Here is a 20,110-nt window from a genome sequence, read left to right as displayed (position 1 = left end):
CGCATTTTTGACTTGTTATTTTCTTTCAAATGCCTAAGGCTAATTAGTGTAGATAATTTTTACAAACGAGAATAGGATACTCCTTTTAAAGTAGTTTACTTTTAAAGGGAGTATTTTTGATTTTAGCTAAGTCTCAATATTGTGATAGATTGAAATATTCCAATTTATTGACCTAGTGTTAAATTATAATAGAAATATACAAAAAATACTATTACAGAATATGGAACTATAGTATAATAAATTTATGGGAATTAGTTCCTAGGAATATTATTTTACATGGGGGATGATGTAGATGAATGAACTTGCTATAAGCTGTAATCTAGAAAGTCCACAGGAGCAAAAATCAAAAATTATTATAAATATATATAATGACTTAAAAGAAAAACTTGTTTATAAGTATATGATTGGATGCAATGGAACCTGGAGTGTATTAAAGGATTTTACAAAAAATGAGAGTGTAGAGTGGATTCCAAAGAATGAAGGAAAGTATATATTAATGGTACAAGCTAAAAAGTTAAATGGAAGTAAAAGCTTTGATTATGTATCCAGGATGGACTATGTAATAGGAAAAGTAGAGGAAAAATTAATAACTGCTGTACATATGGATAAGAAGAAATTAAAATTAGGTGATAAATTAAATATAACAGTTAATACATCTAAAATGCCTCTTATGTTTAGATACTGGATAAAAATAAAAGATGAATGGGAAATGATAAAAGACTATTGTGCTGAAAATACACTTTCCTGGACAGTTAAAAGTGACGGAAAATGTCAAATATTAGTAGAGTGTAAAAATGTGGACTCAAAAAATAAATATGATGACTTTAAAATTGAAGAATTTCAGGTGCTTCCCCTAAAAGAAATTAGGATAACGGATTTTAAGTGTCTGACTGGTAAAATTTTAGAAGATTCTGAACTTACTTTTCAAGTAGATGCACAGTATGATATAGATAGAACTATACTTTATAAATTTTTTAAAATAAGTTCTAATGGCCAGGTACAGTGTGTACAAAATTATTCTACCAAGAGGACGGTAAGTTATGTGGAACATAAGAGCGGTGAGTACAAGCTCTTATGTATGGTAAAAGACATGTACTCCCAAAATAAATTTGACGATAGGGCTATGCTTAATTTTGAAGTTAAAAAGTACAGTAAAATTTATATAAAAAGTTTTATTACAGATATAAATTACCCACAATTATGTGGAACAAAAGTAACTTTAAAGGCTGAAACTATAGGTGGAAGAGAGCTTTTATACAGGTACATAATTTATGGGAAATCCAGTGACGATTCTGGATATACTCATTCTAATAGTTATGTTTGGGAAAGTAAGGCTCCAGGAGATTACAAGATAACTTTGATGGTGAAGGATAAATCCTTTCAGGGAAGTTATGAGGCTATGGAACATTTAAATTATGTTATAGATGAGAGAAGCGATGAACCTGTCAAAATTGAAAAAGTTTTAATGGATAAAAATGACCATGTGCTAATAAATGAAAATATTAATGTAGAGGTAGAAGCATCGGGAGGGGTGGATCTTAGATACTCATTTATAATAAGGGAAAAGGCAGCAGAGTTATACAAAATAAATTATTGTAAAAATAACCACATGAAATTTATTCCTAAAAAGGAAGGGAATTATGAACTGGAGGTTAGAGTAAAAGATAAATATTCAAAGAGAGAATACGACTGTCATTCCATAATAAATATAACGGTCCTAAGCTATATACCTGCTGCAATTGATTATGTGTTGTATCCATTACGGGAGTATTATTTAGTAGGAGATAAAATTTCTATAAATTGTATAGTTCAAAATACTAGAAATGTGGTTATGAAATATGTGCTTAATATAAATAATCATCAGGTGGAAGAGACGGATTTTGTGAGTGAAAAGACCTATGTGTTTATACCAAAATACAGTGGTAGATATAAGGTAGATATATTTGCAAAAAATGTTAAAGGAACCAGAGAATTTGATTGCAAAAAGGAAGTTACAATTAAAGTAAATGAAGCACTACCTGTAACAAATACGAGAATAACCTGTGACAGTGCAGATTTTATATGCAATAAACCAGTTATATTTACAGCTCATAGTGAAGGGGGTAAAGATGTACTATATGAATTTTATATAATGGAAAAAGGGGATTGGAATTTAGTTCAAAACTATAGTAAAAAAAATTACTATACATTTATTCCCTTTGAAAAAGACGAATACAAAGTGCTTGTACTTAGTAAAAGTCAGTACAATAAAGTGTTTTATGAAGATTATACCATATTTTCCTTTAAAGTTAATTGAGTGGGTATAAAGTTATCATATATTAATACGATGAAAATGAGTAGATTATGTTTTTAAGCAGGTGAAAAAATGAGTGTAAATAACGTAAGTAATGAGAATCAAAATACAAATGTTCAAAAAGTATTACAATATGAGATGATGACTCAAATATTAAAACAAGCCTTTGGAGATTCTGATTCCTTTCAACTTGTAATGGAAAGCTTAACTAAAGCATTATCAGACAGCAGTGGAAATATTGACTTGTCTAAATTAAATTTGGGACAAGAAGATCTTAGTAAACTAGGATATGGGGCAGGCCAAAGGTTAAATACTGTCTATAATAGTGTAAAAAGTGACATACAGAGTGGATCTGCAAGTATTGATGAGGCAATTGCAAATGCTTCAAGAAAATATGGAGTTGATACCAATTTAATAAAGGCAGTTATAAAACAAGAATCTGATTTTAATCCAAATTCTACATCTGGTGCAGGAGCTGAAGGACTTATGCAGCTTATGCCAGGTACTGCTAGAGAACTTGGGGTCAGTGACCCATATAACATAGATCAGAATGTAGATGGAGGTACTAAATACTTAAAAGAAATGCTTAATATGTATGGAAACAACAAGGAACTTGCACTAGCTGCATATAATGCTGGTCCCGGTACTTTGCAGTCTAGGGGTGTTAGCAGTACTTCGGGTATTTCAAGATTACCTTATGAAACGAGAGATTATGTACAAAAAGTTATGAAATATTACGGAAAATAGTAGGGCTTTTTCTAATGACATTTATATAAAATTGTAACAAATACTTAATTATACAAAATACAGGATATTAGTAAAATATATTAATATCCTGTATTTTTGTGCGGTGCCAAGAATTATACTTATGCAGTAATTAGGTCAATTGTCTGAATTTTGGACTAAGAATTAATAATTAAAAGTGAATAGCGAATGAGGATTTTTCTCCACTATGCTGTGAAAAATCTTATATTTAAAGCTTATTGAAGCTTTGCTTTAATAACGCTATATTTTAGATTTTCTGAAGTTTTAACGAAAGAAAATTGTCCATAACTATTAATTCTTAATTATAATAGTATATTTTCTATAAATGCAGAAAAGGGTATAATATATGAGAGGAGGCGAAAATATGGATAGAATAGACAAGGTTTTAGCAAATTTAGGCTTTGGAACAAGAAAAGAGATAAAAGCTGTAGTAAAAAATGGAGAAGTAAAAATAGATGGCACTGTTATAAAAGATAGTTCTATGAAAATAGATCCTGATAAAAGCACAATAGAAGTTGGAGGTAATGTTGTAGAGTACAAAAAAAATATATATTTATTAATGAATAAGCCTCAAGGAGTAGTGTCGGCAACTTTTGACAATTATGATGAAACAGTTATAGACATTTTAGAGCCTGAGTATCAGGCATTTAAACCATTTCCAGTAGGAAGGCTAGATAAAGATACGGAAGGACTTTTGCTTATTACAAATGATGGTGAGCTAAATCACAGGATGATATCACCTAAAAATCATGTAGACAAAGTTTACTATGCTGAAATAGATAAGTATTTGGATGAAAGAGATGTAAATAGGTTTAAAAAAGGAATACAACTAAAAGATGGTTATAAATGTTTACCGGGTAAACTACATATTATGGAATCGAATGAAGATGGTGCTAAGGTAGAAGTTACTATACAGGAAGGAAAGTTTCATCAAGTTAAAAGAATGTTTAATGCATTAGGAAAAAATGTAGTTTATTTAAAGAGAATAAAATTTGGACCTATGGAGTTGGATAAAGATCTAAATTTGGGAGAATATAGGGAATTATCTAAAAATGAGATTGAAAGTATAAAAAGAATTTAAATATGAATTAAATTCAATCATAATTATATTAAATTTACAATTATATGTGCATAAATGTATCAGATTTTACTTGATATTTTATTCAAGTTTTACTATAATTAAGTTGCAAGGATAAATAAAAGGAATGAATAGCCCCCTTTTTATTTATGAGCAAAACAGTCCATGCCCCAATGGGCTGTTTTTGCTTTTTTGAATTTAATTATCTACAATTTTATAGATTAATGTTTTAATACGTGATAAAATTAAAGGGGGAATATTAACATTAAATGTACATGAATAAGGAGTGTAGTTCATGGAAGAATATAAATCTAAATTACAGAGTAAAGAAATGGATTACTTGTGTGAGGCAGTATTGTCTTTAAAGACAAAAGAAGAGTGTTATAGATTCTTTGAGGATATATGTACTATAAATGAAATAAAGGCATTAGAACAGAGGCTTCAGGTAGCTAGAATGTTGAAAAACAAAAAAACGTATTTGGACATTGCAGCTGCAACAGGGGCAAGTACTGCTACCATAAGTAGGGTCAATAGGTGTTTGAATTATGGAAGTGACGGTTATAAGATAGTCTTAGGAAGATTAAAATAATATATTCAATCAGTACAAATAAATTTTTTCGTGTGTTGATAAAAATATCAGCACATTTTTTATGCTTTTCATGATTAAATTAATTGTAGAATGTTATAATATTAAACAGGAAGTATCTCTGTATCTACTTTAAATTAGGGGAGATAAACAGAGTTCTTGGTTTCAGGTGGAGTTTTTTATCCATCTGAAACTTATTAACAGGATTCTTAGTGCTTTAGCACTTAGAAGGCGTTATCCTTTAGGGAAAATCGTTATCCAGGGGCGTAGCAGCCGTTATGCACAGCATAAGAACTCTAAATCGCTGAAGCTCAAGAGTTCTAATATTCCCAACTTTATAAGAAAAGCAGATATCCCAAATCTTTGATTTGGTGATAGTCGCTTTCGCTGTGTGAGATGGGGGTATTACGGCTGGTAGCCATCGGATAAACAAACAGGAGTGAATGTTATGGATTTAAAAAGCCTTTTGAATAAAGAACAGTATGAAGCAGCAGTATATGTAGACGGTCCTCTATTGATTTTAGCTGGGGCAGGTTCTGGAAAGACCAGAGTTTTAACTTATAGAATTGCTCATATGATTAAGGATATGAATATATATCCTTCTAAAATACTGGCTATAACTTTTACTAATAAGGCTGCAGGAGAGATGAAAGACAGGATAAAAGAATTAGTAGGAGATGAAGTAGATGGAATGTGGGTATCTACATTTCATTCAAGCTGTGTAAGAATACTTAGAAGAGAAATAGATAAATTAGAATATAATAAGAATTTTGCAATATATGATAGTTATGATCAAAAAGTACTTATAAAACAGTGTATGAAAGAGTTAAATATAAGTGACAAGGATATAACTGACAGAGAGATAATAAATAAAATTAGTGGACAAAAAGATAATTTAATATCTCCACAGCAATTTAAAAAAGAAAATGAAGGAAACTTCAGAATGAATAGAATTGCAGATGTTTATTTGTTATATCAAAAAAAACTCAAGGATAACAATGCATTGGATTTTGATGATCTTATATATAAAACTGTACAGCTTTTTAAGGAAAATGAAGATGTACTGGAATTTTATCAGAGAAAGTTTAAGTACATAATGGTAGATGAATATCAAGATACCAATAGATCTCAATACGAGTTTGTAAGGCTTCTTGCAAAGGCACATAAAAATATATGTGTAGTAGGAGACGATGATCAATGTATTTATGCTTGGAGAGGTGCGGACATAAAAAATATTTTGGATTTTGAAAAAGATTATCCAAATGCAAAGGTAATAAAGTTAGAGCAAAATTATAGATCCAAGGGTAATATATTGAAGGCAGCTAATGATGTCATAAGTAATAATTCAAATAGAAAAGAAAAAATACTGAGAACTGAAAGTGAAAATGGAGACAAAATAAAATTATATAGGGCTTATTCAGATATAGATGAAGGCAGGTATATTGCATCTAAGATCAAAGAAATACTAAAAGAGGATGAAAGCAAACATTATAAGGATTTTGCAATACTTTATAGAACTAATGCCCAATCCCGTATATTTGAAGATGTATTTATGAAATCAAATATTCCCTATAGAATTATTGGAGGCTTAAAGTTCTACGACAGAAAAGAAATAAAGGATATTATGGCTTATTTAAAGTTTATAAATAATCCTTTAGATGATGTTAGTTTAAGAAGGATAATAAATGTGCCAAAGAGAAGTATAGGGGATTCTACAGTACAGAAAATACAGGATTTTGCTAATTCTATGAATGAGTCCATGTACAACGTACTTTTAGCTATAGATGAAGTTTTAAATTTAACAAAGAGAAATATTAATTGCATAAATAAATTTGTAAGCCTTATAAACAGTTTTATAAGAAGCAGGGACAAGATTACTGTGTCCAGTCTTATAAAGGAGATATTAGATACTACTGGATATTTAGAGGAACTTAAAGATTCAAATGAGGCAGATAGTATAAGCAGGGTAGAAAATCTACAGGAGCTTGTGTCTGCTGCTGCAGAGTTTGAAACTTCTTCAGAAGATCCGTCTCTTTCTGCATTTTTAGAGAAGGTGACTTTGGTTTCAGATGTAGATAATTTTGATCAAGATGCTGACTCAGTTGTACTTATGACAGTACATAGTGCTAAAGGATTAGAGTTTCCTGTAGTCTTTATGGCGGGAATGGAAAATGGAATATTTCCGGGAACCCAGTCTTTAAATGAGTTTAAGGAAATGGAAGAGTCTAGAAGGCTTTGTTATGTTGGAATAACTAGAGCTAAGGAAAAACTTTATATGACTTCTGCGGAAACCAGAAGGGTATTTGGAAGAATGGTATCTTACCAGCAGTCCAGTTTTATAAGTGAGATATCTCATGACCTTATAGAGTATGATAGTTTAAAAAAATCCAATTTTACTAGTCCTATAAATAAGCAATTAAACAAAAATACTTTTTCCTGGGGTAAAAAGGTTCACCAGAGCAGCTTGATAGAAAATCCAGTATCTCCTTCTGTAGAAAATGTACCAAAGGGTAATTATTTAAAACTAGAGAATATAAAAGAAGGAACAAAAGTTAAACATGGAAAGTTTGGATTAGGGACTATTGTAAGTATATCTAAAAGTGGCAGTGATATAAAACTTACTATAGTTTTTGATAAGATGGGAATAAAAAATTTAATGTACGGAGTAGCACCGCTGGAAGCTGTATAAGTTGCATTTATTGTTTATGGAGGATTTTAGCTTTGATATATGAAGATAGATATAATGAATTAAAGAAAATAATTACTTATCATAATGATAGGTATTACAATCAGGATAATCCTGAAATATCTGATTATGAATATGATATGTTAATGCAGGAACTAAAGAATATAGAAAGAGAACATCCAGAGATTATTACTCCGGATTCTCCTACTCAGTATGTAGGAGGTGATGCTAAACGTGAAGCAGGCGTACTTGTTAGACATAGAGTTCCTATGTTAAGCCTTAGGGATGTTTTTAACAAAGAGGACGTTGAACAATTTGTTAATGATGTTAAAGCTCAATTTCCTGATGTAGAATTTGTAGTAGAAACAAAAATTGATGGTTTATCAATGGCTTTACGCTATGAAGATGGAAAGCTTATAACTGCTATTACTAGAGGTGATGGTATTGTTTATGGTGAAGATGTTACGGTGAATGCTAAAGTGATAAATGATGTAGTTAAATCACTTAAAGATAAGATTCCGTATCTGGAGATTCGTGGAGAAGTCTATATGACTAAAGAGGCTTTTCAAAATGTTAATGAACATCAGGAACTCTTGGGTAAAAAGGTATTTGCTAATCCTAGAAACTGTGCAGCAGGTACTCTTAGACAGCTGGACAGTAAAGTTACAAAAGAAAGAAATTTATCTCTTTTTATTTTTAATGTTCAAGATGTTCGGGGTATGGAGTTTAAAACTCATACCGAAGGTTATGAATTTCTAAAAAAACAGGGCATTAAAGTTATTGAGAATTATACAGTATGTAAGACTACTTGTGAAATATGGGATGCCATTGAAAAAATTGGTGAAAACCGCGGAGATTTAGATTATGATATTGATGGTGCGGTTATTAAAATCAATAATTTAGCATACAGAACGGAACTTGGTAGTACTTCTAAAGTTCCAAAGTGGGCTATTGCTTATAAATATCCACCTGAAGAAAAAGAAACTAAGCTCCTTGATATTGAACTTACGGTAGGAAGGACTGGAAGGATTACCCCTGTTGCTATTTTTGAGCCAATAAGGTTGTGTGGTACAAGCGTATCAAGAGCCACTCTCCATAATCAAGATTTTATTGATGAACTGGATGTAGGCGTTGGCGATATTATTGTAGTATATAAATCAGGAGAAATTATCCCTAAGATCAAGAAAGTTATACACGAAAAACGTCCTGAAGGAACAGTTAAATTTCAGTTTCCAGATAAGTGTCCTGTATGCGGCAGTCCAGTTGCCAGAGAAGAAGGTGCAGCTGACATTAAGTGTACTAACATTAACTGTCCATCTATGCTTGTAAAAAGAATTATTAATTTTGTAAGCAGGGACTGCATGGATATTAAAGGATTTGGTGCAGCTTATGTTGAACAGCTTGTTGATAAAGGATATATAGATGATATACCGGATATTTATCACCTTAATGAATATAGAGATAAGCTTGTTGAAGAAGGCATAATCGGCAAAGAAAAGAATACAGATAAACTTCTTGATGTTATTGAAAATTCAAAGAAGAATGAACCACATCGGTTATTGGCAAGTTTGGGTATATCTAATGTTGGTAAGTCAACAGCTAAAGAACTTATGAAATATTTTAAATCTATTGATAATCTCATTAATGCAGATATTGATGAAATCAAGAAGGTACCTGATATTGGTGATATAAGTGCTTCAACAATATTTGAATATTTCAAAAATGAAGATAACCTTAAAATTATAAGTGAACTTGCTAAATGCGGTGTAAATATGGTAATGAACGAAGATAAAGAAGCAGATAATTTACTTGAAGGCAGTAAGTTTGTTATTACAGGAACGCTGCCATCAATGGGAAGAACTGAAGCAAAGGAGCTTATAGAGAAACACGGCGGCAAGGTATCAGGTTCGGTATCTAAGAAAACTACATATGTACTTGCAGGGGATGCTCCTGGAAGCAAAGTAACTAAGGCTCAGAAATTAGGTGTTAAGGTAATATCTGAAGCGGAATTATTGCAAATGCTTAAATAAAAATAAATAATAGAATTTTTTAAACAGGGAAATATAATAAGGAGCATAGAAGAATTATTAAGATTTTGAATTAAAATAATAAAGGAAAAATGAATTTGAAAGCATGCTATAAATATTTACAAAGAAGTAAAAAAGGATTATTATAAGAATAGTTTAATTTCATATGAAAGTTAAACTATTTGTATAGTATAGAGATTCTAGGTTAGAGGCAGCTTATTTCCTTTAATATGCTACTAAATTTTGCTTGGGATCACTATAGTGGAGGATAAAAATGAAAAGGACAATAAATTTATTAGGGTGGATAGGAGTTATTTTTACTATCTTAACATTGATTTTAACACTCCTTACTACATATCATTTTACATATGTAAAGTACTTTAATGATTATTGCACGCTTCAGTGGAGCATATTTGTTACTATGGTAGCTTGGGCTATAAATATGATAATTTCTAGAGCTAACTTTAGAAATATAGTATACCCTATAACATGTGTATTGATAGCTTGCGCAACTATGTTTTTTATGTATATGAAAGTTTATTAAGATTATAGAGACAATCTTTTGGTAGATTGTCTTATTTTTTTAGGTACGCCCAACATGGGCGACAGCTTGGGGGTGAATATATTGAAATCTATTGGAATTGTTACAAATAGCAATTCTTTAGTGGCTGAATTTTTGAAAAGCAGTATAGAAAATATATATAAGGGTTTTGTTGCAATAAATAATTATTATTTGAATGAGCTTAAAAGTACAGATAAGATAGATGATGATGTGATATTGATAATGAATCATGAAATAGCAATTGAAATAGAGAGATATGTAAAAAATAAAAAGAATATAATAGTTATTGAAAGAACGATAAAAGAAAATGAAGTTTATAAAATATTTAATATTCCCCAGGGCACTAAAGCTCTTGTGGTAAATAATGCAAAATCGGCTACATTAGAAACCATATCTCTATTATATAGGATAGGTGTAAATAATATTACCCTTATACCTTATGATGAAAATCAAACATATGAAAACATAAAATTTGCAATAACTCCTGGTGAATCTTCCAGAGTGCCAAAATATATTGAAAAAGTTATAGACATAGGAAATCGGTGTATTGATATATCTACCTTTATTAATATTTCTAATAAATTAATGTTTAAAAGCAGAGTAATTGATACCAGGCTGTTTAAATATTCAGAAAAAATTGTAAATTTAGATATTGGTATCAAGGATAAATATAAAGAGCTTTACATTAAAAATGAAGATCTGAATGCAGTACTTAATATGTCCAAAGAAGGAATAATGTTTACAGATTTAGATGGAAAGATATCATTTTACAATAATGCTTTTGAAAGGTTATTCAATATAAGAGAAAATATAAAATGTAAAAATATAAAAAATGTATTGGATAAAAATTTGGTATGCTTGCTTGGAAAAAATAGTGTTAAGGACGAACTCATAGAATATAGAGACAAGTTTATAGTAGTCAATAAAGAAATTGTTAGAGTTTCCCCAAAATTAAAATTCACGTCAAAGCTATCCCACTAATTTCAATATCTGGAGCATAATTAGCTGTTGAGATGCTTTAATTTTAAAAACAGGTTGGAGAAGATTTTTAATTCCAGTAAGTGTTTTTCTCAATATTGTATAAATACCGTCAGCTAATGCATAATAATCAAAGTTGGGTATACCATAAATACGATTAGAAATATTTTCGATACATTTGATTAATGCATTTTGCGTTTTTCTTTCTGACATCATTGCAATAAATCCTATAATTAAAGTTAGAAATAAATTCATAGTTCTTATGGAATTTAAACTTCGTACTCTTATATTTTCAAAATCAAACTGCTGTTTTTTAAATCTGAAATATTCTTCTATTCTCCAGCGTTTAAGATAAATTTGAATTATAGCTAAAGTTAGTTTCTTATCACTAGGTCTAATATTGCTAATAAGCATCATAGGTTTTTTACCAAAACCTTTTACTACAACAAGTGTAAGTTGTTTACTTGGTATATCAGGCAGAGCTATTTGCACAAAGCTAAATTTGCACTTTTTAGCTTTCCCTGCTTTATTTGTTACTATAGTTGCGAATCTCCCTTGATATTTTTTTGCAAGTTTAAGTATATTTATAGATTTATTATTGTGCATAACATTCCTATTGCCTTTAGCTCGAATAACGAAATTTTCTTGATTATCTATAAAATGTTTATAAAACTTTTTGTTATCATAACCTCTATCAAGTGCTTTAATGCCCTTATTGTCAAAACTTTTCCTAATAAAATTTAGTCCTTTTAAAGCTTCTTCATTTTCGCTTATAAAATTCTTCTCAACATTAGAATACATTTTTGAGTACACAGATACTGGCATATTGTACTTACCTGTAAGTGCAGCAATCTCAAGACAATTATAGCCATTAACGTTGGTTTCACCTGTGCTGCCATCACGTACCTTGCCCATAGCTTCTAAAACTTTGCTATTACGTTTTGTAATCTCAGACTCATCAACGCAAAATATAGTATTATCATCAATATATGGTTTTATGCCGGAAATGTAATTATCTATTACCACATTGTGTTTATCAAAGGCTTTAAGGTTGTTAGAAAGTCTTTCAATGGTCTTTTTTAAAGAGATATTCTCCTTAAGTGCCCTTGATATATCACTTAAAAGTACGGTTTGATTTTCTAAAGTTCCATACATCATCTGTGTAACAAATTTGTAAGTTGGTCTCGATAGACTTTTTGAAATTTTATTTGAAAAAGTTAATATTTTTCTTTTTATTTTGTATGATAATTTGCTATAATTAATCATGAATAAAACATCTCCACACTGTTTTTGATTTTTGTTTTGTAGTAAATTCATTATATCAAAACAATGGACTGTTTTATTCTTTTTTTATGCATTTTTATAAATCTGTGGACAACTTTCAAGTTTATTTTTAACTTATCCACAAGTGGTATTTAGTCATTTCTAAAAAAATAGGGAAACTCTAAAGAAATTGTTAACTACTATGGAGAAAAAAAAGGATGCTATATTAGTATAAGTGAAGTTACATATTTGGAGCAGCTTGCAAAAAAACTAACATTAAAATATAGCAATAAAGGACTTATAGCAAGGTATGATTTTAATTCCATAAAAACAAATTCAAACAGTATAAAAGAATGCATAAAACTAGGTAATAAAGTTGCAAAATCAGATTTGACAGTTTTGATAACGGGTGAGAGTGGTACTGGCAAGGAACTTTTTGCTCAATCAATACACAATGCATCTTTGAGAAAAAACAGGCCTTTTGTTGCCATAAATTGTGCTGCAGTTCCTGAAAGTTTGTTAGAAAGTGAATTGTTTGGATATGAAAGTGGGGCCTTCACAGGTGCACGCAAAGAAGGAAAAGTAGGATTATTTGAACAAGCTAATATGGGAACTATATTTCTGGATGAAATAGGTGATATGCCTTTAACACTGCAAGCCAGATTGCTTAGAGTGCTGCAGGAAAAACAAGTAATGAGGATAGGTTCTGATGGGCTTATAAATATTGATATCAGAGTTATTTCAGCTACAAATAAAAATTTGCTTCAAATGATAGAGAAAGGACAATTTAGAAAAGATTTATTTTATAGAATCAATGTGCTTCCTATAAATATACCACCTGTAAGAGAAAGAAAAGAAGATATCATTTCTCTTATAAAATATTTTATGGAAAGAAAAAGGAATATAAGATTATCTGATGAAGTCATAGAAATTTTTATGAATTATTCTTGGCCGGGCAATATAAGGGAAATTCAAAACGTTGCTTCCTATATAAAGATTATGAATGATGAAGAAGAAGTAAAAGCTAGAGACTTGCCTTATTATTTGGTTGACTATAATATAGACTTTGATAAAGAAATTACGTATTTGAAATCTAAAAATTGTATTTTGAATTCAGTATTAATATTGAAAATTATTAAGGAACAAGGAATTTTGAAATCAGGAATTGGTAGAAAAAGTATAAAGAAGATTATGGAAGCAAAAAATATAAGACTAAGTGAAGCTGAAATAAGAAGAATAATGAGCATTTTAAACAAATTGTCATTAATATTATGCAACTTAGGAAGAGGCGGAAGCAAAATTACAACAAAAGGGGACAATTTTTTAAAATGGATGGAAAATAGGACAAAATTATAGCCTAAATAACCTATTTAATATAAATAACTTATGCAAGTAAGCTGTCCACAGGGTATTTTTTTCTTTAATGTATGGCATAAAAAATGCTTATAAAAATTATATTAAATTTGAAATAGCTTTCAGGGAGGAAAAACATGAATACAGTTATCGGAATATCTGGTAATATATTAGAAATAGGAGGCGGATCAGTTCCTGGTATAAAAAGGACATATGTGAATAGCGATTATGTTTCATCTGTAACTTTGGCTGGGGCCTCACCGATAATACTTCCTGTGATTGAAAATGAAGAGTATATTTTTGATCAAGTAAAAAGAGTTGATGGAATAATTATTTCTGGTGGATATGATGTGAATCCCATATTATATGGAGAAGAACCTAGAAAGGCTCAGGGATTTACTTCATATGAGCTGGATAATTTTAATTTTAAGCTCATTAAGGCAGCATGCAGCTTGAAAAAGCCGATACTTGGCATTTGCAGAGGGCTGCAAATAATAAATGTATATTTTGGAGGAACCTTATATCAAGATCTTGATGATAAGGATGGATTTTATATTAAACATTCTCAAGATTCCAGCAGAAGCTTTACAAGTCATACTATATTTGTAAAAAAAGATAGCATATTGTATCCCATACTTGGAGAAAAGTCTATGGTAAATAGTTTTCACCATCAAGGTATAAAAGATCTAGCAAAAGGGTTTAAAGTAGGTTCAGTAGCCAAAGATGGTGTAATAGAATCTATAGAAAAAACAAAGGATAATTTTATTTTGGGTGTTCAATGGCATCCGGAGGGACTTGCAGGTAATAGCGAGCAAATGCTTGAAATATTTAAAAAGTTAGTGTCTGTTTCAAGGAACAAAAGTGTATGATATTGATATATTAGCTAAGATGATATAAAATATAACAAAAATGTAATGAGATTTACCATATTTTATTCTATTGAAAACGGATAGTTAAGACTATCCGTTTTTGTACAAAATAGGTTTGATGAATAAAATAAATATTTAGTTTTTACTCCATTAATAAAAAGGGATAGGAGATGCATTTATGAGAGTTAAAAAAGAAGAAATGAAATATGTAGCTCAGCTTGCTAAGCTGGAGTTTAATGAAGAAGAAGAAAAAGAAGTCATAGAAGAATTAGATAGAATGTTTAAATATATGGAAAACTTAAATGAACTAAATACAGATGGAGTGAATATAACCATAAATCCATATTGTATGGAAAATAAATTTAGAGAAGATAATGTGGAAGAATCTATGGATATAAAAGAAGTACTGGATAATTCACCACAAAATCTTAAAGAATATATAGTAGTACCCCAAGTAATAGAATAATTTTACAGGAGGTGGTTTTATGAAGCTGACTGCACATGAAATTAAAAATATGTTAAAAAACAAAGAAATAAGTGTAGAAGAAATTGTAAGATCCTATTTAAATAGAATAGATAAATTTGATACTACATTGGGAGCTTATTTATATGTAGAAAAAGAGGGAGCACTTAAAAGAGCAAAGGATTTGGATAAGAAAATAAAACATGGTGAAAAAATGGGCAGACTTTTTGGAATACCTATTTCTATAAAAGACAATATAAGCGTTAAGGGTATGCAAAACTCTTGTGCTTCAAAGATGCTTCAGGGATACATATCTCCTTATGATGCTAGCGTAATAAAAAGAATAGAAGCTGAAGATGGAATAATAATTGGAAAAGCAAATATGGATGAATTTGCCATGGGATCTTCAAATGAAAAAAGTGTTTTTAAGTTAGCCAGAAATCCCTGGGATTTAAGCAGAGTTCCAGGAGGATCTTCAGGTGGATCGGCTGTTTCAGTTTCAGCTGGTGAATCTGTAATGTCTCTTGGAACAGATACAGGTGGTTCTGTAAGGCAGCCTGCATGTCTGTGTGGTGTAGTAGGTTTAAAGCCAACTTACGGAAGAGTTTCTAGGTATGGAGCAGTTGCTTTTGCTTCAACTTTAGACCAAATAGGTCTTATGTCAGCAGATATAGAAGATTGCGCATGTTTAACACAATGTATAGCAGGACCTGATAAAAATGATTTTACTACAGTGGATATGAAAGTACCGGATTACAGCAAAAGTTTGACTAAAGATATTAAGGGAATGAAGATAGGTATACCTAAAGAATATTTTGAGGATGGGTTAGATGATAGAATTAGAAAATCCATAGAAGAAGCTGTAGATGTACTAAAAGCAAATGGAGCTGAGGTTAAAGAGTGTTCTATTCCACTAGTAAAGTACTCCATGGCAGTTTATTATGTAATTGCAAGTGCTGAAGTTTCCTCAAATTTAGCTAGATTTGACGGAATAAGATATGGGTATAGATCAAAAAATTTTAAAGACTACATGGACTTATATTTTAAATCTAGAAGTGAAGCACTGGGAATGGAAGTTAAGAGAAGGATAATGTTAGGGACATATATGCTTTCTAAAGGTTACTATGATGAGTATTATGAAAAGGCACTTAAAGTTAGAAACCTTATAAAAAACCAATTTGAGGAAGTCATGAAGGAATTTGATGCACTTATAGCACCTACTTCACCTACTACTGCATTTAAAATAGGCGAGAAGAAAAAGAATGCATTATCTATGTATCTTTCGGATGTTTATGTGCTTCCTGCTAATGTATCCGGTATGCCGGCTATATCTGTACCTTGTGGTATGGTAGATGGACTTCCAGTAGGATTTCAAATTATGACAAATTATTATAGAGAAGATACGATCTTTAATATAGCTTATAGTTTTGAACAATCTACTAACTGGCATAAAATGAGTCCACAAATTAGTGAGGTGTAAAAATTATGGAATATGAATTGGTAATTGGCCTGGAAGTTCATGTGGAGCTTTCAACAAAAACTAAGATGTATTGTGGGTGCAGCACTGAATTTGGAGGAGAACCCAATAGCCACGTTTGTCCAATATGCCTTGCACTTCCAGGTGCGCTACCTAGAATAAATAAAAAGGTAATAGAGTATACAATAAAATCGGGAATTGCTCTTAATTGTTCAATAAATAAAAAGAGTAGAATGGATAGAAAAAATTATTTTTACCCAGATTGCCCTAAAAATTATCAAATAACCCAACACAGATTTCCTCTATGCAGCGATGGATACATTGAGGTAGAAAATAGTGAGGGGGAAAAAAAGAAAATAGGCATTGAAAGAATACATATGGAAGAGGACGCAGCAAAATTAATCCATACAAAGGCAGGTACCTTGATCAATTATAATAGGGCAGGTGTACCTCTTATAGAGGTGGTGTCCAAACCAGATATAAGAACCCCAGAGGAATCTACCTGTTATCTCCAGAAGTTAAAAAATATTTTGAGATCCATAGGAGTTTCAAATTGTAAGATGGAACAAGGTTCTTTGAGATGTGATGGCAATATATCCATAAGACCTAAAGGCAGTAGAAAATTTGGTGTAAAAGTGGAAATAAAGAATGTGAATTCCTTTAAAGCTCTTGAAAAAGCTTTTGAGTATGAATATTTAAGGCAAGTAAGGGCTGTAGAATCTGGAGAAAAGATAGTACAAGAAACCAGGAGATGGAATGAGTCTAAAAATAGAACTGAAGTTATGAGGGCTAAAGAACAAGCTAGAGATTATAGATACTTTCCAGAAGGGGATTTAACAGCTATAAATATTTCAAATGAATGGATAGACAAAATAAGAAAAACTATACCTGAACTTCCCTATGATAAAGTGGAGAGATTTATTAAAGAGTACAATGTCTCAAAACACGATGCTGAGGTACTAATATTAAATATGAGGGCAGCAGATTTCTTTGAGAAAACTGCTAAGCTAAGCCGAAATCCTAAAGCTGCTTTTAACTGGATTATGGGAGATATATCAAGGCTTATGAATGAAAAATCGGTATCATTAAGTAAACTTAAATTTAAGCCGGAAGACCTAGTAAGTTTAATAAGGTTTATAGATTCAGGAATGATTTCTAATAATATAGGTACAGAAATAATAGAGGAAATGTTTGTAAGTGGTGCAAAACCTGAAGAAATAATTGAGAAGAGGAACTTTTTACAAAACAGCAGTGAAGATGAAATCCTGAAGATAATAAAAAAGGTTATGAAAGACAATCCTAAACCATTAGAAGATTATAAAAATGGTAAGAAAAGAGCTATTAAATTTATGATAGGTTTAGTTATGAAAGAAACTAAGGGAAAGGCAAATCCTAAGATTGTAAATGACCTTGTAAATAGAGAATTTAATAAAAACTAATTAAATAAAGGAATAGGAAACTATTTTAAAGCTTTCTTATTCCTTTTTCTTATTGTCCGTTTTAGTTAAAGAGCCATCATCTTTCTTTGTCAAAAAATACATATATTGAGTTAGTTTTTCTACTAAGTAATTTCTATATTTTAATTGTGATAACATCTGCTTCATAATTATAAATCCCCAAATTGAAACAAACATAATAGTACACATAGTTAAAATACCTAAAACTTCTAATGCAAGTATCATATTTACACTCCTTATATCTAAATGTACGTGAACATTATATCATAAAAAACATGGATTAAAAATAATACAGCCTAATTTGTTTATTTTTATAATAAGTGACAATAATTTAAATAGTATCCCATGAAGTGGGAATGAGGAGATATATATGAAGAAATTTATTTATATAATATTAGGTATGCTCATAATTTCCATGATTTCTATAACTTTAATTGGAGGATCTTTGCAAAAGAAAGTTGAGCAAACTGAAAGCAGTAATTATAAGAATGATGTGACATATAATTTGGGTAAGTTACCTGAAGATCTTATAATGCTTGATTCCAATAATTTGAGGGAAAAGGATATACTTGCAAACACATTTGAAGGACTTGTCAATTGTGATGAAAATGGCAAAATAGTTCCTGCGCTTGCCGAAAGTTGGGATGTAAGTCAAGATGGAACTAATTATACTTTTAAAATAAGAAAAGATGGAAAATGGAGTGATGGTTCTGATATTACTGCAGATGACTTTGTGAACTTTTTTTGTGATATTTTAAATAAAAACACAAATAACATATTTTCAGATCAGCTAAATTGTATATTTGGAGTAGAAGATTATAGAAAAGGCAAGTGTGATTTTAAGAATGTGGCTGTTACTGCTTTAAATAATAAAACGCTAAGTATAAGATTAAATTATCCTTGTAATTATTTTTTGAATATACTCTCTCAGCCTATATATGCACTTAGAAATATTGATTCTAAACTCATAGATTGGAAAAAAGACTATAGATCAATAATGTATTCAGGGAGTTTTTGTATAAACAATATATCTGACAGCGGGGAGATTACATTAAAGAAGAATGCTCATTACTGGAACAAGGCACAGGTGAAAAGTAATAGTATAACATTGAGTTCCTTAAAAACTAGAGAAAGTGCACTTGCTGCATTTCAAAGTTCTACAATAAATGTGTTCACAGATCCGCCTTTAGGAGAATTAAAAACTATAGAAGGTAAGGCAAAATATAAAGTCTCACCTTTACTTCAAGGGGAAGGCATAGCTTTTAATTTAAAAAGGAATGGTATTGTAAATGACAATAGTTTTAGGAAGGCAGTAGCTGCTTCTATTAATAGAAATAATATAGTTAAAAATATATTAAATAGCACTGCTTTGGAGGCATATTCTTATATACCTCAGTATACAGGAAATGGACTGAATGGCAAATATATAAATAAGGTATTTTTTCAAGGTAATGAAGATATAAAAAAAGCTTCTGATATGATGAAAAGTGTAAGTTCTAGTTATGGAGAAACTTCATTAAAACTCATATATTTGGACACAGTTGAGAACAAAAAGACATGTGAAACCATAGCTGAAAGTATAAAAAAAGCTGTTGGAATAGATGTGAAGTGTGAAGGATATGAGTCTTTTAAATTCAATGAGAAGTTAAAAAAAGGTGACTATGATATGGCAGAGATAAAATACGAGGGATACTATGATTATCCTCTGTCATTTTTGGATATGTGGAGGTCTACATCCCAATATAATTTATATGGATATAGAAATGTGCAATTTGACAATAAATTTATGAATGCATCATTTGAAAAGGATGGAACTAAAAGAATAGAAATACTTAAGGAAATGGAAAATATGTTGATGGAAGACATACCAATTATTCCTCTATATTTCAATGATGTAATTATAAGTGAAAAAAACTATGTACAGGGTATTTATACTAATAAATTGGGAAATATAAAGTTAGATAAAGCTTATTTAGATGTTCATTGATAGAGCATATAGTACTTTTTACAAGGCTTGAAAAGGTCTCATAAATATGAGACCTTTTCGTTAAATAGAATTGAAATTTGTAAATTGATTTGAAGTGCTTTTTAATTGTCCTTTTGGAGTAAAGTATATACAGTTTGTTTCTAAAGATGAAAGGCTTGTAATAGCATTAATTTGATCTAGGGTACATTTCCCGTTTTTTTCATGTATGCAACTTTCCGAGCAATTAATATTCATCATTAGGTATCACCTACCTTATAGAAGCAGAC

Annotated in this window: 16 protein-coding genes; 14 read left to right on the top strand and 2 right to left on the bottom strand. The window is 30.4% G+C overall.

The features are described 5' to 3' along the window. The first annotated feature begins 292 nt into the window (after positions 1 to 292). The 8 genes from B5S50_RS07935 to B5S50_RS07900 all read left to right on the top strand — a co-directional run bounded on the left by B5S50_RS07935 (position 293) and on the right by B5S50_RS07900 (position 10,978). Positions 293 to 2,296: a triple tyrosine motif-containing protein gene (locus B5S50_RS07935; protein ID WP_217303525.1), complete on the top strand. Its 2,004-nt coding sequence runs from the start codon at positions 293 to 295 to the stop codon at positions 2,294 to 2,296. A gap of 69 nt (positions 2,297 to 2,365) precedes the next feature. Further along, a complete protein-coding gene (locus B5S50_RS07930) occupies positions 2,366 to 3,040 on the top strand; it encodes a lytic transglycosylase domain-containing protein (protein ID WP_217303524.1) in 675 nt (224 codons plus the stop codon). A 382-nt stretch (positions 3,041 to 3,422) separates the two neighbouring features. Beyond that, entirely contained in the window at positions 3,423 to 4,139 is a 717-nt protein-coding gene (locus tag B5S50_RS07925; RefSeq protein WP_065079694.1) for a pseudouridine synthase, read from the top strand. A gap of 292 nt (positions 4,140 to 4,431) precedes the next feature. Next, on the top strand, positions 4,432 to 4,725 hold the full coding sequence (locus tag B5S50_RS07920) for a YerC/YecD family TrpR-related protein (RefSeq protein ID WP_063556227.1): 294 nt from the start codon (positions 4,432 to 4,434) through the stop codon (positions 4,723 to 4,725). Positions 4,726 to 5,170: 445 nt separating this feature from the next. After that, positions 5,171 to 7,411 carry a DNA helicase PcrA gene (pcrA, locus tag B5S50_RS07915; protein WP_065079693.1) on the top strand — a complete coding sequence of 747 codons (2,241 nt, stop codon included), beginning with the start codon at positions 5,171 to 5,173 and terminating at the stop codon, positions 7,409 to 7,411. A gap of 32 nt (positions 7,412 to 7,443) precedes the next feature. Further along, positions 7,444 to 9,438: an NAD-dependent DNA ligase LigA gene (gene ligA, locus B5S50_RS07910; protein ID WP_065079692.1), complete on the top strand. Its 1,995-nt coding sequence runs from the start codon at positions 7,444 to 7,446 to the stop codon at positions 9,436 to 9,438. Positions 9,439 to 9,709: 271 nt separating this feature from the next. Further along, positions 9,710 to 9,979: a hypothetical protein gene (locus B5S50_RS07905; RefSeq protein ID WP_065079691.1), complete on the top strand. Its 270-nt coding sequence runs from the start codon at positions 9,710 to 9,712 to the stop codon at positions 9,977 to 9,979. Positions 9,980 to 10,060: 81 nt separating this feature from the next. Next, a complete protein-coding gene (locus tag B5S50_RS07900) occupies positions 10,061 to 10,978 on the top strand; it encodes a PAS domain-containing protein (protein WP_217303523.1) in 918 nt (305 codons plus the stop codon). Here B5S50_RS07900 and B5S50_RS07895 read toward each other — a convergent pair. After that, entirely contained in the window at positions 10,967 to 12,241 is a 1,275-nt protein-coding gene (locus tag B5S50_RS07895; protein ID WP_217303522.1) for a transposase, read from the bottom strand. The two genes, B5S50_RS07900 and B5S50_RS07895, sit on opposite strands and share 12 nt — an antisense overlap. Before the next feature lie 246 nt (positions 12,242 to 12,487). On the opposite strand from B5S50_RS07895, the gene B5S50_RS07890 reads away from it, so the two are divergent. The 5 genes from B5S50_RS07890 to gatB all read left to right on the top strand — a co-directional run bounded on the left by B5S50_RS07890 (position 12,488) and on the right by gatB (position 17,839). Beyond that, the gene (locus B5S50_RS07890) at positions 12,488 to 13,594 is read left to right on the top strand and encodes a sigma-54-dependent Fis family transcriptional regulator (RefSeq protein WP_302180680.1); all 1,107 of its coding nucleotides are present in this window, start codon (positions 12,488 to 12,490) and stop codon (positions 13,592 to 13,594) included. Between the two features lie 134 nt (positions 13,595 to 13,728). Continuing rightward, positions 13,729 to 14,460: a gamma-glutamyl-gamma-aminobutyrate hydrolase family protein gene (locus B5S50_RS07885; RefSeq protein ID WP_217303521.1), complete on the top strand. Its 732-nt coding sequence runs from the start codon at positions 13,729 to 13,731 to the stop codon at positions 14,458 to 14,460. 178 nt (positions 14,461 to 14,638) lie between these two features. Further along, positions 14,639 to 14,926, top strand: a complete 288-nt coding sequence (gene gatC, locus B5S50_RS07880; RefSeq protein ID WP_065079687.1) for an Asp-tRNA(Asn)/Glu-tRNA(Gln) amidotransferase subunit GatC — start codon at positions 14,639 to 14,641, stop codon at positions 14,924 to 14,926. A gap of 19 nt (positions 14,927 to 14,945) precedes the next feature. Then, positions 14,946 to 16,403 carry an Asp-tRNA(Asn)/Glu-tRNA(Gln) amidotransferase subunit GatA gene (gene gatA / locus B5S50_RS07875; protein WP_065079686.1) on the top strand — a complete coding sequence of 486 codons (1,458 nt, stop codon included), beginning with the start codon at positions 14,946 to 14,948 and terminating at the stop codon, positions 16,401 to 16,403. A 5-nt stretch (positions 16,404 to 16,408) separates the two neighbouring features. Next, a complete protein-coding gene (gene gatB / locus B5S50_RS07870) occupies positions 16,409 to 17,839 on the top strand; it encodes an Asp-tRNA(Asn)/Glu-tRNA(Gln) amidotransferase subunit GatB (protein WP_065079685.1) in 1,431 nt (476 codons plus the stop codon). Positions 17,840 to 17,875: 36 nt separating this feature from the next. Here gatB and B5S50_RS07865 read toward each other — a convergent pair whose 3' ends face one another. Next, positions 17,876 to 18,082, bottom strand: coding sequence for a hypothetical protein (locus tag B5S50_RS07865; protein ID WP_065079684.1), 207 nt, complete (start codon positions 18,080 to 18,082; stop codon positions 17,876 to 17,878). A gap of 145 nt (positions 18,083 to 18,227) precedes the next feature. Between B5S50_RS07865 and B5S50_RS07860 the strand changes: the two genes are divergently transcribed. Beyond that, complete coding sequence (locus tag B5S50_RS07860; RefSeq protein ID WP_217303520.1) at positions 18,228 to 19,844, top strand: peptide ABC transporter substrate-binding protein; 1,617 nt, start codon at positions 18,228 to 18,230, stop codon at positions 19,842 to 19,844. Positions 19,845 to 20,110: the final 266 nt, after the last annotated feature.

It is taken from the genome of Clostridium sp. 001, assembly GCF_019056555.1.
Taxonomy (GTDB): domain Bacteria; phylum Bacillota; class Clostridia; order Clostridiales; family Clostridiaceae; genus Clostridium_B; species Clostridium_B ragsdalei.
The sequence above is the reverse complement of the archived record's forward strand: the minus strand, read 5'-3'. Positions and strand labels throughout refer to the sequence as shown.

Excerpts from the sequence above, each read along its gene's own strand:
- B5S50_RS07935 (WP_217303525.1), top strand. The coding sequence starts at position 293 with ATGAATGAACTTGCTATAAGCTGTAATCTAGAAAGTCCACAGGAGCAA.
- pcrA (WP_065079693.1), top strand. The coding sequence starts at position 5,171 with ATGGATTTAAAAAGCCTTTTGAATAAAGAACAGTATGAAGCAGCAGTA.
- B5S50_RS07860 (WP_217303520.1), top strand. The coding sequence starts at position 18,228 with ATGAAGAAATTTATTTATATAATATTAGGTATGCTCATAATTTCCATG.
- B5S50_RS07885 (WP_217303521.1), top strand. The coding sequence starts at position 13,729 with ATGAATACAGTTATCGGAATATCTGGTAATATATTAGAAATAGGAGGC.
- gatA (WP_065079686.1), top strand. The coding sequence starts at position 14,946 with ATGAAGCTGACTGCACATGAAATTAAAAATATGTTAAAAAACAAAGAA.
- B5S50_RS07905 (WP_065079691.1), top strand. The coding sequence starts at position 9,710 with ATGAAAAGGACAATAAATTTATTAGGGTGGATAGGAGTTATTTTTACT.
- B5S50_RS07920 (WP_063556227.1), top strand. The coding sequence starts at position 4,432 with ATGGAAGAATATAAATCTAAATTACAGAGTAAAGAAATGGATTACTTG.
- B5S50_RS07925 (WP_065079694.1), top strand. The coding sequence starts at position 3,423 with ATGGATAGAATAGACAAGGTTTTAGCAAATTTAGGCTTTGGAACAAGA.
- B5S50_RS07865 (WP_065079684.1), bottom strand. The coding sequence starts at position 18,082 with ATGATACTTGCATTAGAAGTTTTAGGTATTTTAACTATGTGTACTATT.
- B5S50_RS07895 (WP_217303522.1), bottom strand. The coding sequence starts at position 12,241 with ATGATTAATTATAGCAAATTATCATACAAAATAAAAAGAAAAATATTA.
- gatB (WP_065079685.1), top strand. The coding sequence starts at position 16,409 with ATGGAATATGAATTGGTAATTGGCCTGGAAGTTCATGTGGAGCTTTCA.
- B5S50_RS07930 (WP_217303524.1), top strand. The coding sequence starts at position 2,366 with ATGAGTGTAAATAACGTAAGTAATGAGAATCAAAATACAAATGTTCAA.
- gatC (WP_065079687.1), top strand. The coding sequence starts at position 14,639 with ATGAGAGTTAAAAAAGAAGAAATGAAATATGTAGCTCAGCTTGCTAAG.